Raw genomic sequence first — 14,219 nt, 5'->3', positions numbered from 1 at the left:
CGACACTTCGCCCGATGGGCGGATCTTCGGGGACAATGTGCCGGTGGAGAAACCGCTCTTGATCGCGTCCGACGTCGACGGCACCCTGCTCGGCCCGATGGAGGTCCTGACCGAACGCACGGTGGACATCGTCCGGCGCGTCACCGCGGCCGGGGTTCCGTTCGTGCTGGTCAGCGGCCGTCCGCCGCGCTGGATCGCCCCGATCGCGGAGCCGCTCGACCTGACCGGTTACGCGGTCTGCGCGAACGGCGCGGTGCTGTACGAGATCGGCACGGACCGGATCGTGGCGGTGCACGGCCTGCTCGAACCCCAGGTGCTGCACGACACGGTGAGTGCTCTTGATCACGCTCTTCCCGGCTGCCGGTTCGCCGCGGAGCGGATCGGCGAGTCCGCGCGGGATCCGGAGATGCGCAACTTCGTGATCGAACCGGACTATCACAATCCCTGGGGCAATCACGAGGGCACGGAGGCGCCGCGTGCCGAGGTGCTCGGGCATCCGGCGATCAAGCTGATGATCAGCAGGCGCGGGATGAGCTCCGACGAGATGGCGCGGGCGGCCCGCGAGGTGCTCGACGGTTCGGTCGACATCACCTACTCGACGAACTCCGGTCTGATCGAGGTCGCCGCGCACGGCATCACCAAGGCGACCGGGCTGGCCGAGGTCGCCGCCCGGCTGGGCGTCCCGGCCGAGCGGGTGATCGCGTTCGGCGACATGCCCAACGACCTCGAGATGCTCGGCTGGGCCGGGCACGGCGTGGCGATGGCCAACGGACATCGCCAAGTGCTGGCCATCGCCGACGAGGTGACCGCGCCGAACTCCGAAGACGGTGTGGCGCAGGTACTCGAACGCTGGTTTTAGCGGCCTTCGCGGTCGAGCTTCGCGGCCTCTTCCGGCGTCGGCGCGGTGCCGCCGAGGTGCGCGGGGAGCCACCAGCGCTCGTCGTCGGAACCCGGCTTCTCCGGGTAGTCCGCCTGGACCCGGTCGACGAGCGCGGACATCCGCACGCGAAGGTCCTTCGAGAGAACCTCGGCGTCTTCGTCGGCCTTCGGATGGATCGGCTCGCCGACCAGGATCGAGATCGGGACGTGGCGTTTGGTGAGGTCCTTCGGCCGTCCCTTGGTCCACAGCCGCTGCGTGCCCCACAGCGCCATCGGGACGACCGGGACACCGGCTTCGGCCGCCATCCGGACGGCGCCGGATTTGATGTCCTTCACGGTGAACGACCGGCTGATCGTGGCCTCGGGGAACACCCCGACGACCTCTCCGGCCTTCAGCCGCTCGACGGCTTCGCGGTACGACGCGAGACCCGCGCCGCGGTCGACGGAGATGTGGTGCATCCCGCGCATGAGCGGCCCGGCGATCCGGTTGCTGAAGATCTCCTTCTTCGCCATGAACCTGACCAGGCGTTTCGCCGGCTGCGCGCCGAGACCGCAGAAGATGAAATCGAGGTAGCTCACGTGGTTGCAGGCGATGACCGCCCCACCGGTGGCCGGGATGTGCTCGGTCCCCTCCACCCGGATGCGGTTGTCCAGCACCCGGAACATCAACTTCGCCGCCATGATGACGGGCGGGTAAACGAGCTCAGCCATTCGTTCAGGTTACGCTACCGTAGGGTAACCAACCTACGGTCGCGTAGGTCACACGCCCGCACTCTCGTCATCACCCCAGGTCACTGCCCCTAAACTGAGCCCGGTGACGCACGAGACCACTGAGCTCACCCTCCTGCCGCGAGGCAGAACCAGCGCCCAGCGCCTCTGGGCGTATCTCGCGCTGGGCACGATTTCCCTGATCAATCTGATCTCGTTCATGCCCAAGTTCCCCAAGCCGCACGAACAGGCCTGGGGTGACGCGGTGAACTACTACCGCATGTCGGAACAGACCGGCGCGGCCGTGGAGAACCCGTTCGCGTTGCGGATGCTGAGCCCCTGGGTCGTCCACCGCGGCAACCTGCTGACCGGGCTCTCCCTCGATGTCCTCTGGGTCGGCTTCACCTTCGTGCTCACGCTCGCCGCGGTCATCGTCTTCTTCGAATTCCTGCGCTCATACCTGAAGCTGCAGCTGTTCACCGCCGTACTCGCCGCCGTCGCGCTGGCCTGCACGTTCTGGTACGCGCCGTACGCCTTCAGCAACCCGTGGCTGGTGGACCCGCTCAACAACCTGCTCTACCTGCTCGCGATCTGGTTCGTCCTCAAGCGCAAGCTGATCCCGTTCGCGATCGTCATCGTGCTCGGCGCGATCAACAAGGAGACGACGCTCCTGCTGGCGCCGCTGTACCCGCTGATCGCGTGGACGCGCGGCCGTTCCCTCCGGGATCGCGACGTCCTCGGGGGTATCGGCGTGTTCGTGGTCGCCACCGGCATCTACGTCGGTTACCGGATCTGGGCACAGAACCTCATCGGCGGCGACTACGGCTTCGGCGCGGGCCAGTCCAACAGCGGCCTGCTCGACAACATCCGCTTCGCGCTCAACGCGAGCAAGGGCACCGGTCAGGTCGAACTGTTCACCACGTTCCACTTCTTCTGGCTGATCTTCGGCTACGGCCTCTACCAGCAGTACCGTCGCCATGGCCTGCGCGCGGAACTGCTGATCTCCAGTGTCTGGCTGTTCGCCTGCTGTCTGGCCGGACGGCTCGTCGCGACCGATACCCCGCGGGTGTTCGTGATGATGGCGCCCTTGATCGTCGCGCTCACCGCCCTCGTGCTCGACCAGCAGCGCGGTGAAGGACGGCGGCTCTGGGTCGGCGCGCTGTTCTTCCTCTACGTCGCGGTGAACCTGCGGCTCGTCACGGGTGCCGCGGTGTTCTGGGTCGACGCCGTCGCACTACTGATCTTCGCCGCGCTGGTGTCGTTCCCGGCAACGCCGCGCTGGGCGGGAGGCAAGGGCTTCACCGGCTTCCGGCCGCATCAAGGGACTTTGGACGTCGGGGACGGCAAGTCCGTCTGACGCGCGAAAGTCACCAGTGCCAGGACGACGCCGAGCAGCGTGCAGTACAGCGCGATCACCTGGTGCTTGACGTTCTCCAGGCCGTCGGCCAGCGCCGCCAGCGCGAACTGCCCGGCGGCGACGGCGAGCAGGAACCCGAGCGCGACGCCCACCGCGTCGCGCCGGGTCTTCCAGCCGCGCGCGGCGAGCAGGAACCAGATCGGCAGTAGCGCGAAGAAACCCAAGGGCGCCAAGAGTTTCGTGAGGGTCGACGCCACCGGGACCCGGTATTCCTGTGCTTCGGGGGCGAATCCGGCCGAGCGGTCGAAGCTGCCGAGGTAGGGCGGTCGCGCGGTGAGCAGGTCACCCGCCGCACGGTGCAGGACGCCGATGGTGCGCAGGGGATGCGTCGCGAAGTACTCGACGACGTTGCGCCTGCTGATCTGCTCGCGGTATTTCGGATACTCGGGATCGAGCGTGGCCGGCCGCGGATGCCACCAGCCATTGCCCGCGTACTGACCGAACGAAGCGGGCAGCCCCAACGCGGCGAGGTCGGCCTCGGTGTCGTGCTGACCGTCCACAATGGTCAGAAAGATCGTGTTGAACATGTTGATCTCGCGGGAATCGTCGCCGGGGCGTTCGGCGATCGAGCCGTCGGGCAGCTTCGCCGGTTCGACGGTCTGCTGCGCGTAGGCCGTTCCTCCGGCGAGCGCGCCGATGACGAAGACCACGGGCAGCCACCGCTTCAAACCTCGTACGCCCGCCGGGCGGACGAGCAGGACGGCGAGCGCCAGCAACGGCAGGATCATCAGCGTCTGCACCTTGGCGTTGACCGCGATGACGCCGCCGAACAGCAGTACGGCCAGTCCCGCGTAGCGCCACCAACCCGGCCGCGCGGCCACCAGCAAGCCACCGACGGCGAGCAAAAGGCCGAGGAACGCGGCGCCTTCGCCCAGTACGGAAGCGAAGTAGCCGAAGAACGCGGAGTCCGCGACGACCAGCAGAAGTCCCACGGTCGCGAAGACGCGGACGCGCCGCGAATACGGCAGGCCGACGACGATCAGCGCGACCGCCGCCGCGGCGAGGACACTCATGAGCACGCCGAGCACGACCAGGCTGAGCGTCGAATCCAGCCCGAGCAGGCCACCGAGTGAACGGGCGATCCTCGCGAACCAGCTTTGGCTCAGCAGGTACGTCGCGTCGCATTCGCCCGCCGGAACGGTGTACTCGAGCCGCACGAACGGCTCCGGTTTCCCCTTCCACGGGATGCCCGCGCCGCACAGCACACGGAAACCGTCACCGTTGTCGGACATCGCGACCGGCCTCGGCACGAGGAAACGGACGAGCAGCACGGTGAGCGCCGCGGCGAACACGCCGAAGCCGAACAGCCGCGAGGACGCTTCGAGCGCTGCTGGACGGCCGGGGGAAACGCGTTCGTCGACACTCACGAAGGGCACGGTACGTGGCGGAATTCGGGCGAGAAGTCGAGGGCGGGCGTGACCGACCGCTCGACATCGGCCCGCAAGAACACGGCGATCCACGACGAGGTGCCTTCACGCACGAAGGTCACGACGCGGTACCTAGCCGCGTACGCCGGGTCGATCGCGCAGGACTGCGTCGCCGAATAGCCGCTGTCGGTGATGACGGCGACCGTCGGATGCCGCCGGGAGACGACGGCCTCGCCCGCTTCCTCGGTCTGCCCGCGGACACCGACGATCTGCAGCTGCGTCCCGGCGTGATACGACAGCGCCCCCGGCGCGGACGTGCTCACGACCGAACCGGGTGGCAGGTAGACGCCGAGCCAGCGGCCGATCTCCTCCATCTGCGCGCCGTGGTCGTGCCAGGCGCGCACGCCGGCCAGCATGTCCGGGCTGAACACCGAAGCCAGTACCGCGAGCCCGGACAACGTCACCGCGGCGGCGGGCAGCAGCCGCCTGCCGGCCGTCCTCGGCCGAGGGCTCGGTTTCGGGGCCGCGGTGAGCACGCCGTAGACCGACACCGCGGCCACCGCCAGCAGCGGCGGGATCGGCGCCAGCAGGCGCCACGCCGGGGCGGCGTCACCGCCGAAGAAGACCACGAACCCGGTGAGCACGACGGCGGTGGCGAGCATCAGCCAGATCAGTGCTCTGGCCTCGGCTTCGTGGGGCGTACGACCGTTGCGACGCAGCGGCAGCGCCACCGCCGCGACCAGGCCGAGCAACAGGAATCCCTGGTGGACCACCGAGAATCCCGACAGGTACTGCCAGCCGCTGTCGATTCGCGCCGGGATTTCGAGGTCGAAGGGGATGAGGATCGAGGTCGGCAGGACGTGGTCGTAGTAGGTGGCCCGCCACGCCGTCCACGGCGCGACGAAGACGAGTCCGCCGAGCAGCCAGCCCACCGGAGACCACCAGGTGTACCGGCCGCGCAGTGCGGCGATGACCAGCCAGCAGCCGACGAGCACCGCGAGCAGCGTTCCCGACGGACGCGTCATCATCGCGAAGGCGACGAGCACGCCCGCGACTACCGGGCGCCGTGCCGCGAGCGACGCGAAGACGCCGAGCACGAGCAGGACGAACAACGGCGTCTCGGTGCCGGATCCGCCGTACGCGGCGAGCCCTCCGGCGGCCGCGACGAGCACCGCGGCGGCCACGCCACAGGCCGGACGCGGCTCGCCCGCCGCCCGCGCGACCACCCGGTTCACCGTCACGTACGCCAGCAGGACGGCGCCGAGCGTGGCGAGGATTCCGAGCACGATCGCCGACGTCTCGATATCGGCCCCGAAAGCGGCCTTCGGCAACGCGATCGCGATCATCCAGAGGAAATTCGCGTAACCCTCGATCCGTTCGCCGGTGTTGAACACCGGACCGTTGCCGTCGGCGATGTTCTGCGCGTAACGGAAGGTGATGTACGCGTCTTCCCCGATGGTCGAGTAGGCCAGCTGGTGCACCAGTGAGAAACCGAGCGTCAACGCGAGCGCGGCGGCTCGCCAGTTCTCGTCGGTACTGATCTTGGGCCAGGCCACGAGGACGAAGGCGGCGACCACGAGCCACGCGCCGACGACCGCGACCACCACTTGATCCCCACCCTCCCGGGCCGAGCCTCTCCCCTGACGAAAAGACTACGGTCAAGTATCGATCACCGCGCCAAGGTGTTTCTTTCGGCGCAGTGAGTTGACACGAATGGGCGAGCGGAGTTTGCCAAGAGTAGGGATTGGCGCGGCGATTTCCCCGTGGTGATGTGACCCGTTCGAGTAACGGTCCCCGCGGGTTAATCTGGCTGTCCATTCCGTTCCGCACCTCGGGGGTTCTGTGCGGATTCCCCCCAGCCCCGAGGAAGCTCGTGCCCACCCAGACCTCCGCGCTGACCGACGTCGTCACGATCTGCGTCGCCTTGCTCGTCATCGGCCTTCCCGGCGTGCTCACCGGCCTCGCCGCCGGACTGCGCGGCTGGGTGCTGGCCGGGATGGCGCCCCTGCTGAGCTACGCCGTCGGTGGTCTCGCCGGACCGTGGGCGGCCGCACTCGGGATCCCGTTCAACCCGGTGACGTACGCGGTGGCGACGGCCTTGTTCGCCGGCGTCGCCTACGGTCTGCGACGGCTCACCCTGCGCCGATGGCCGCCCACGCCGGAGGAGCCGCTGTGGGGGCGGGCGGGACACCTCGCCGTCGGGGCTTGCCTGCTGCTCGCGGCCGCCATCGGGATGTACGCGGTGGTACGCGGGATGGGCAGGTTGGACGCCATTCCGCAGGGCTTCGACGCGGTCTATCACGCGAACGGCGTCCGGGAGATCGCCGAAACCGGGGACGGCAGCCTGTTCGGCACCGGCGAGGTCAACTGGTACGGCGACGCGGCGCCGGTGTTCTACCCCAACGCCTACCACCTGCTCGCGTCCGTGGTGTACCTGCTCAGCCCGGCGACCATCCCGCTGACGCTGGACGTGAACACCGCGCTGCTCCCGGCGTTGCTGGCGTTGTCGCTGGTCACGATGGTGCGGATGTTCCGAGGGCGGGCGGTCTTCGCCGGCGCGGTCGCGCTCGTCTCCATCGCGCCGTCGATGGGGCTGTACGAATCGATGAACCGGGGACCGCTGCTGCCGTTCCTGCTCGGGCTCGCGCTGACCCCGTTGGCCGCCGTCGCGGTGAAGCGGTACCTCGACCGTCCCGCGCCCGACACCGGTTTCGTGCTGGTGGCCGGCGCGGTCGGGCTGCTGTGCGTGCACTCGTCGACGCTGTTCGGCGCGATCCTGTTCGCCGGTCCGCTGCTGCTGCAACGCTGGATCGCGCCCGGTGAGCGGTGGCGGCGGATCGGGCGGGACCTGCGCGCACTGGCGATCGTCGGTGTCCTCGCGATCGTCGTGGCCTGGCTGCAGCTGTTCGGGGCGCTCGGGCTGGCGAACGGGGAGGTGCCCTACCGCAGCTGGCCGGTCGAATGGCGGGCGACGACGGCGCTCGGCGCGTTGCTGGGCTTCCAGCACCAAGCGCCTTACCCGCAGATCTGGCTTTCGGCGGCCCTGCTGCTGGGCTTCATCTTCTTCGCGCGGGCGGGCGCGCTGCGCTGGATCGGCGTGACGGCGTTGCTCACCGGGTTCGCCTACATCGTGGTGACGTCGTCGGAGCAGCCGATCGTGCTGACGCTGTCCCGGCCATGGTGGAACGACCCGTACCGGTTCATGGCGATGGCGGCGATCCCCTTGTCCATCATCGCGGCGCACGGGCTCGCCGAGACACAGGCGTGGCTGCGGGACACCGTGGTGCACCGGAAGGTGCCCGCGTTCGTCGTCGCGGTGGTGGTCTTCGCCGGCTTCGCGTTCTTGAGCAACGGCTTTTACGCGCGGTCAAACGCGGCGATGGTCGCCCCCGGCTACGCGAACACCCCCGGCATCAACCAGCACAAGCTGCCGGTGAGCCCGGACGAGGTCGTGGCGATGGAGAAGCTCGCCGAGTTCGTGAAGCCCGGCGAGCGCGCGTTGAACGACCGGCTGGACGGGACGGTGTGGACCTACGCGCTGTCAGGCGTCCGCACCACTTCCGGGCATTTCGACGAGACGCTGTCGCCGTCGGACGCGCGGCTGCTGGAGTGGCACTTCCGCGAGTACCCGGCGAACCCGGACGTGCGGGCGGCCGTCCAGCGGCTGAACGTGCGCTGGGTGATCCTCGGGCAGTACGGCTACCCGCCGGGCGCTCCACGCCAGGCCGGGCTGCGCGATCTGGACGGCCTGAACTTCCTGACCGAGGTCTACCGCAACGCCGACGCCGTCATCTACCGCCTGACCCCCTGACGCGTTTAGTCCTCTCTTGAGAGGTGTTGAGGGGTAAGGCAAATATGGCGTGATCGGCTCGTTGCCGTGAGACTGTCCACAAGGGATACTTTTCGGGACTCGGTGTCCGATTGATGACGCTATGCACGGTTTCGCAGGGGGTCGTGAGTGGCGAATAGGGTTAGAACCCTCATTGCCACTCACGACCCCCTTGAGAAAACGCGCATACTGCCCAAGTCGGACACTTGCTTGACCAAAAATGTCCCTTGTGGACACTGGGACGCGGCCCGGCGTCCGTCAGTCAGCCCAGTCCCGCGCCGGGGCACGCCATGTTCGCCTTACCCCTCGGGAATGCGGTAGTTGCGCGTGCAAGTACCGCATTCAGCGGACTAAACGCGGGCTGAGGCGAGGCGGGCGGAGAGCGCGGCGGCGCCGGCGGTGATCAAGTCGGCGACGGTGAACATCACGCGCGAAGCGATGGCGAACGCCGTCGCCTGGCCGACGGTGAGACCCGACGCGGTGAGCACGGCGACCTGGGCGACCTCGCGGACGCCGACCCCGCTGGGCAGGATGAACGCGAACGTCCCCACGGTCATCGCGACGGCCATCGCGCCGACGCACAACACGAAGCCGCTGAAGCCGGGCGTGCCGACCGAGTTCGCCAGCAGCCACAGGTGCACACCTTGCAGCGCCCATGCCGCTGTCGACGAGCCGAAGACCTTGCCGACGACCGACCAGCTCAGCCGGTGGTCCAGCGGCGGGCGGCGCAGGATCCGCAGCACGAGCGACGTGCCCCAGGTGAGCACGCGCGGATGCAGCATCGCCAGCCCGACCGGGATCAGCACGAACAGCCACAGCGCCCGCGGGCTGTTGCTGAACACCGCGGGGGCCGCGAGCAGCGAGACGACCAGCGCCGACACCACGCCGACGCCGAGCTGGATCAGCGAACCGGTGAAGATCCGGGCCCTGGCGAGCCCGGCCTTGCGGCCCAGTTCCATCTGCAGCAGGTACGCCCACACCGACCCCGGCACGTACTTGCCGAGCGAGCCGACGAGGCAGATCTGCGCGCCGCGGGCGTAGCCGATCGGCTTGCCGAGGTCGTCGACCATGACCTGCCAGCCGTAGGTCGACACCATGATGGCGGCGACGAGCGCGAGCAGACTCAACGTGGAGGATTCCCAGGCGACCTCGGACAAGGTCCGCCAGAATTCACCCCAATTGGTGACAAGTGTCTTCGCCGCGAAAGTGACGACCAGGAGGATGGCGATCCAGCGGACGACGTCGAGGATCTTCGCCTTCGTGGATTTCGGTTGTTTTACAGCAACCGAAGACTCCTCTTCGGGCGTTTCGACGGTCGTCACTGAACCTCCTCTGCTGCTACCTCGTCACCGCAGGTCAGACCTGTACGGTCACCAAGCGGCTGAACTCGGTCAGCAGATCGTAGCCGTCCCAAATCGCGGAGAACGTCAGGGCCGATCCGAAGGGAACGACCCGGTCGACACCGCGGCCCGCCAATTCCGTCACGAATTCCGTCAATTCTTCTTTGCTGAAGCCGAATTGACCGACGGTTTGATCTTTGCGGAGGACGATCGGGACGAGGTCGGAAAGCGTGTCGACCCGCGCGTTGGCGAAGGTGCCCGCGCCGAGCCACTCGCGTGGCAGGATCGCGGGATCGGCCAGCTCCAGCGTCGCGATGCCGTTGCCCTGGAACTCGATGCCGTTGACGAGCCCGTCGACGGCCGCGCCGTAGGCCGAAACCCGCTTCTGGACGGCCATGGCGGGCTCGGTGACGTGCTGTTTCGTCGCCAGGACCTCGGCGAGCAGCTTCCGGAACTCCTGCCCTGCTTCGCGGGCGCCGTCCTCGTCGCCGACCCAGAACACCGCGCGCGGTGACGAGCAGGCGGCCTGGTCGAACCAGTACGAGTCGTTGTAGAAGCCTTCGGCCGCGCCGCGGCGTTCGGCTTCGGAGGCGTTCTGCCAGCCGCGCACCGACGCGACCGCGAACGACGACCGGTCCGGGAAGGTCAGGTCGCGCGCGTGCGGCGCCAGCGGGTACTTGCGCAGCGCCGCCACCGAGGCGTCGCCGCCCCAGATGACCCGCAGGTCGGCGGCGACCGAAAGCGCGCCGCTGATCTCGTCGCTGCGGTCATAGGTGACCATACGCTGCGTCGCGGTGATCGCGGCAGCCGTGTCGGCGTCCACTTCGGACAGTGCGGCGTTCAGCGCCTCCAGCACCGTTTCCGCGGCACCGGCCGAACGCGACGACACGCGGACGACGTTGTGGTTGCCCGCCAGCGCGGAAAGCGCCCACGAGTACACGAAGATCGTGTCGACGTTGGCGGGCGGGACGTGGAAGACCAGCCCGCGCGGGAAGCGCAGCGTCTCCCCGGAGGTATCCAAAGTGGACAGAGCTTTGGCGATCTCTCCCTTGCGCAAGAAGAAACCGAGTGACGCCAGTTCCGGGAACCGGCGCGCGGTGGCCGGCGAGAGGAGCTTGCGCGCGAACTTCGTCAGGAACTCGACGACACGCGGGTCGCCGACGCGAAGCCGTCCGCCGACGGGCTCGGCCCGCAGCTCTTCGACCAACGAGGAGACCTCGATGCCGTCGCCGAGCGGGAAACGCTGGTTCAGTGTGCTCATGCCGCCGCCCCCTGGAAGGTGTCCGAGCAGCCGCGGGCCTCGGCCTTGGGCAGCCTGCCGTGCACGGAGAAGTGCTTGCCCGGCCAGTCGCCGTCGTCGATCCCGTTGTAGACGCCCAGATCCTCGGTGAGCAGGACGTGACCCGGATACGAATGCGGCAGCGTGCTCACGACCTCGATCACCCCGGGGACACCGACCGGCTGCTCTTCCCAGGTCTCCGGGTCCCGGATCACGACGTCCGCGAAGTCAGGGCAGTACAAGGAGTTCCCGGAGGGTCCTTCGAGGAACACGGTGCCGATCTGCTCGATCATCCCGTAGTAGTTGTGGATCCGGGTGAGGCCGGTGTCCTCTTTGAACCGGCGGCGGAACTCGGTGTTGTCCACCGCGCGGTCGATCAGCTTCTTCCAGCCGCCGGAGTGGATGAGGATCCCGTTGGACAGGTCCAGCTTGTGCTCACGCGCGACTTCGTAGAGGTACTGCCACACCATGAAGGTGAAGCCGAAGATCAGGAACGGCTTGTCGCCGTAGGTGGCGAGGAAGGTCTTGACCGCCTCGACGTCCGGCTGGTCGTTCTCGTCGAGCACGTAGGTGTGTTTGCGGCCGAAGTTCGCCATACCCAGCACACCCGCGCCGCGCGCGGAGAAGGACCGGCGGTTCTTGATGATGCCGATGGTGTCGACCATCAGCATCGGCAGCCGCTCACCGCCGAGGACCTCCTGCAGCGTCGCGCCAAGCTGCTTCGTCTGCGCGCCCGCGGCGGCCTTGTCCAGGTAGATCCGCGACGCGCCCGCGCCGGTGGTGCCCGAGGACGTCAGCGTTTTGAAGATCTCGGACTCGGGGATGCTGCGCAGGTCGTGGGTCTTGAACATCCGCACCGGCAGCCACGGCAGGTCCGCGATCGAGGCGAACTCCGCGTCCCGCGCGATGCCGAGCGAGGAGAGGATGCGCTCGTAGCCCTCGGAGTTCTCGCGGTGGTGCGCGGTCAGCTCGGCGAGCTGAGGCAACAAAGAAGCCTCACGCTCGGCCTGAGACAACGTAAAGACGCTCATACCTGGGCCTCCAGCGACCGGTAGTCGATCTTGCCGCTGGCCAGCAGCGGCACGGTGTCGATGGGGCGGACGTCGAACCCGCTGGTGTGCAGGTGCAGCCGCTCGGACAGCGCCTTGGCGGCGTCCTTGCAGATCTCCTTGTCGGCCGCCTCGGCGAACAGGACGACCTTGTCCCCGGCCGCGACGGCGGCCACGACGTCGATCCCCACCGAGGCTGAACGCACGGCGTGCTCGAGATCATCCAGGCTGACCCGGTTGCCGAAGACCTTGCCGATCCGCTTGAGCCGTCCGGTGATGTAGAGGAACCCGTCCTCGTCGAGGTAGCCGAGGTCGCCGGTGGGCAGCACGCCGCCGCATTCGTCGCCCGCGGCCAGCCCGGCCTCGTCGTCGGCGTAGCCCATCATCACGTTGGGCCCCCGGTAGACGACCTCGCCGACGATCTTCGGATGCTGGGTCTCGGAGCCGTCCTCGCGCCGGACGGCGAACGAGCCGCCGGGCAGCGCGGGCCCGGCGGAACCGAGCTTCTCCGCGAGCCGCTCCGCCGGGACGGTGGTCATCCGCGGCGCGGCCTCGGTCTGCCCGTACATCACGAACATCCGGCCGCCGACCGCGCGGATCTTGTCGTTGAACTGGGCGACGAGATCGTCGCGGAGCTTGCCGCCCGCCTGGGTCAGCGTGCGCAGCGTCGGGTATTTCGCCGGGTCGAATTTGAGGCGCCGCAGCATCTCGTAGTGGTACGGGACCCCCGCGAGCGAGGTGACCTTGTGCTCGTTGACCGCGTCCCAGAACCCGCGCCCGAGTACGCCGGACGGTTCGATGACCACGGTCGCCCCGCGGACGAGGTGGGAGTTCAGCACGGACAGGCCGTAGCTGTAGTGCAGCGGGAGACTGGTCGGCGCGACCTCGTCGCGGTCGATGCCGAGTACCTGCGCGATCGCGTCGGCGTTGGACAGCACCGCGCCGCGCGAAAGCCGGACCAGCTTGGGATTCCCGGTGGAACCGCTGGTCGGCAGCAGGACCGCGAGATGCGGATGCGGCTCGACCCCCTCGCCTGCCTCGCGGACCCAGTGTCCGTCGGAGACGCCGTAACCCTCGGGTGCGGGCGCGTCCGGCGCGGACAGCACGGCCGCCGGGCGGAAACGCTCGATGAGCCCCGCCAGGACGTCGGCGTCCAGCGCCGGGTCGATCAGCGCGATCGCGCGGCCCGCCTCGAAGGCGCCGAGGTAGTTCAGCACGCTGCCGAGGTCCACCGACATCCGGGCGAACAGCGCGCCCGGCGGCAGCAGCGACAACGCGGTCCCCACGCGGGTGACTTCGGCGTCGAGTTCCTCGCCCGCGAGCGTCTTGCCGCTCGTGACGTCGATGAGTCGTGCACCCACACCCAAGAGGGTCATCAGAGAACCAAGCCTCCGTCGATGCCCAGCACCTGCCCGGTGATGAACGAAGCGTCATCACTGACGAGGAACCGGATCGCGTTCGCCACGTCTTCGGGCGTTCCGAGCCGCCCGAGCGGGGTCTTGCCGATGTTCTCGGCCTTCGCGTCCTCGCTCAGGCCCGAGGTCAGGTCGGTGTCGATGACGCCGGGCGCCACCGCGTTGACCCGGATCCCGGACCGGCCGAGTTCCTTCGCGGCCGAACGCGCGATGTTCGCCACCGCCGCCTTCGAGGCCGCGTACACCGTCTGACCGGCGCTTCCGTGCTCGCCGACGATCGAAGCCAGCACCACGATGGCGCCAGTCTTCTTGCGCATCATCGCCCTGGCCGCGGCCTGGACGGTGTGCAGCGTGCCGGCGACGTTCGTGCTCAGCGTGGTGTCGACCAGTTCCTCGCGGATCATGCCGAGGAGCGCGTCCTCCATGATGCCGGCGTTGGCGACCACGATGTCGAGCTTGCCGTGCTCCTTGGCCACGCCGCGGACCAGCGTCGACACGGCCTTGGCGTCGGTGACGTCCAGCGCGAGCCCGTTCGCGGCCCCCGCCGCGGCCGCCGCTTCCTTGGCCTTGGCCTCGTCACGGCCGGTCAGCACGACGGTGGCACCCGCCTCGGCGAGCGCCCGCGCGGTGGCGAGCCCGATCCCGCGCGTTCCGCCGGTGACCAGGGCGATCCTGCCTTCGAGCATCACTTGTTCTGAAGGTCCGTGACCATGTCGACGGCGACCTTGAAGCTGGACATGTCGATCACCTGGTCGGTGTCGAACTCGACGTCGAACTCGTCCTCGATGGCCGCGACCAGCGCCATGTGACCGACCGAGTCCCACGCCTCGATGTCGCGGTACTTCAGGTTTTCGACGTCGACCTCGCCGTCGAGGTCCAGCGCCTCGACGAAGACCTCACGCAGCTTGCCGGCGACATCCGCCATCGTTCGACTCC

General features: G+C 68.5%; 12 protein-coding genes. 3 read left to right on the top strand and 9 right to left on the bottom strand.

Annotated features, from left to right (window positions below; all coding sequences use genetic code 11):
- Positions 1–58: 58 nt before the first annotated feature.
- Positions 59–859, top strand: coding sequence for an HAD family hydrolase (locus ACZ5ZX_RS03320; RefSeq protein WP_465501023.1), 801 nt, complete (start codon positions 59–61; stop codon positions 857–859).
- On the opposite strand, the gene ACZ5ZX_RS03315 is transcribed toward ACZ5ZX_RS03320, so the two are convergent.
- Positions 856–1,590 carry a lysophospholipid acyltransferase family protein gene (locus ACZ5ZX_RS03315; protein ID WP_061980339.1) on the bottom strand — a complete coding sequence of 245 codons (735 nt, stop codon included), beginning with the start codon at positions 1,588–1,590 and terminating at the stop codon, positions 856–858. The genes ACZ5ZX_RS03320 and ACZ5ZX_RS03315 overlap by 4 nt on opposite strands.
- Positions 1,591–1,693: 103 nt before the next feature.
- Here ACZ5ZX_RS03315 and ACZ5ZX_RS03310 point away from each other — a divergent pair, with 103 nt between their 5' ends.
- Complete coding sequence (locus ACZ5ZX_RS03310; RefSeq protein WP_465500438.1) at positions 1,694–2,944, top strand: hypothetical protein; 1,251 nt, start codon at positions 1,694–1,696, stop codon at positions 2,942–2,944.
- Here the strand turns inward: ACZ5ZX_RS03310 and wsfD are convergent.
- Both wsfD and ACZ5ZX_RS03300 read right to left on the bottom strand, forming a co-directional pair.
- Positions 2,905–4,371, bottom strand: a complete 1,467-nt coding sequence (gene wsfD, locus ACZ5ZX_RS03305) for a glycan biosynthesis hexose transferase WsfD (protein ID WP_465500437.1) — start codon at positions 4,369–4,371, stop codon at positions 2,905–2,907. The genes ACZ5ZX_RS03310 and wsfD overlap by 40 nt on opposite strands.
- The gene (locus ACZ5ZX_RS03300) at positions 4,368–5,978 is read right to left on the bottom strand and encodes a hypothetical protein (protein ID WP_465500436.1); all 1,611 of its coding nucleotides are present in this window, start codon (positions 5,976–5,978) and stop codon (positions 4,368–4,370) included. Before ACZ5ZX_RS03300 ends, wsfD begins: the two co-directional genes overlap by 4 nt.
- A 266-nt stretch (positions 5,979–6,244) precedes the next feature.
- On the opposite strand from ACZ5ZX_RS03300, the gene ACZ5ZX_RS03295 reads away from it, so the two are divergent.
- Positions 6,245–8,182 carry a DUF6541 family protein gene (locus tag ACZ5ZX_RS03295; protein WP_465500435.1) on the top strand — a complete coding sequence of 646 codons (1,938 nt, stop codon included), beginning with the start codon at positions 6,245–6,247 and terminating at the stop codon, positions 8,180–8,182.
- A gap of 368 nt (positions 8,183–8,550) precedes the next feature.
- Here ACZ5ZX_RS03295 and ACZ5ZX_RS03290 read toward each other — a convergent pair whose 3' ends face one another.
- The 6 genes from ACZ5ZX_RS03290 to ACZ5ZX_RS03265 are packed head-to-tail and all read right to left on the bottom strand — an operon-like array spanning position 8,551 to position 14,208.
- On the bottom strand, positions 8,551–9,522 hold the full coding sequence (locus ACZ5ZX_RS03290; protein ID WP_465500434.1) for a lysylphosphatidylglycerol synthase transmembrane domain-containing protein: 972 nt from the start codon (positions 9,520–9,522) through the stop codon (positions 8,551–8,553).
- Between the two features lie 34 nt (positions 9,523–9,556).
- Complete coding sequence (locus ACZ5ZX_RS03285) at positions 9,557–10,801, bottom strand: acyl-CoA reductase (protein WP_465500433.1); 1,245 nt, start codon at positions 10,799–10,801, stop codon at positions 9,557–9,559.
- The gene (locus ACZ5ZX_RS03280) at positions 10,798–11,850 is read right to left on the bottom strand and encodes a LuxE/PaaK family acyltransferase (protein ID WP_465500432.1); all 1,053 of its coding nucleotides are present in this window, start codon (positions 11,848–11,850) and stop codon (positions 10,798–10,800) included. The genes ACZ5ZX_RS03285 and ACZ5ZX_RS03280 overlap by 4 nt, the downstream gene beginning before the upstream one ends.
- On the bottom strand, positions 11,847–13,244 hold the full coding sequence (locus ACZ5ZX_RS03275; RefSeq protein ID WP_465500431.1) for an AMP-binding protein: 1,398 nt from the start codon (positions 13,242–13,244) through the stop codon (positions 11,847–11,849). The genes ACZ5ZX_RS03280 and ACZ5ZX_RS03275 overlap by 4 nt, the downstream gene beginning before the upstream one ends.
- Positions 13,244–13,969, bottom strand: coding sequence for an SDR family NAD(P)-dependent oxidoreductase (locus ACZ5ZX_RS03270; RefSeq protein WP_465500430.1), 726 nt, complete (start codon positions 13,967–13,969; stop codon positions 13,244–13,246). The genes ACZ5ZX_RS03275 and ACZ5ZX_RS03270 overlap by 1 nt, the downstream gene beginning before the upstream one ends.
- A complete protein-coding gene (locus ACZ5ZX_RS03265) occupies positions 13,969–14,208 on the bottom strand; it encodes an acyl carrier protein (protein WP_044849675.1) in 240 nt (79 codons plus the stop codon). The genes ACZ5ZX_RS03270 and ACZ5ZX_RS03265 overlap by 1 nt, the downstream gene beginning before the upstream one ends.
- Positions 14,209–14,219 lie beyond the last annotated feature (11 nt).

This window comes from Amycolatopsis sp. NPDC033938 (genome assembly GCF_055575975.1).
Note: the sequence above shows the minus strand (reverse complement) of the source record. Positions and strands in the feature narration are given on the sequence as shown.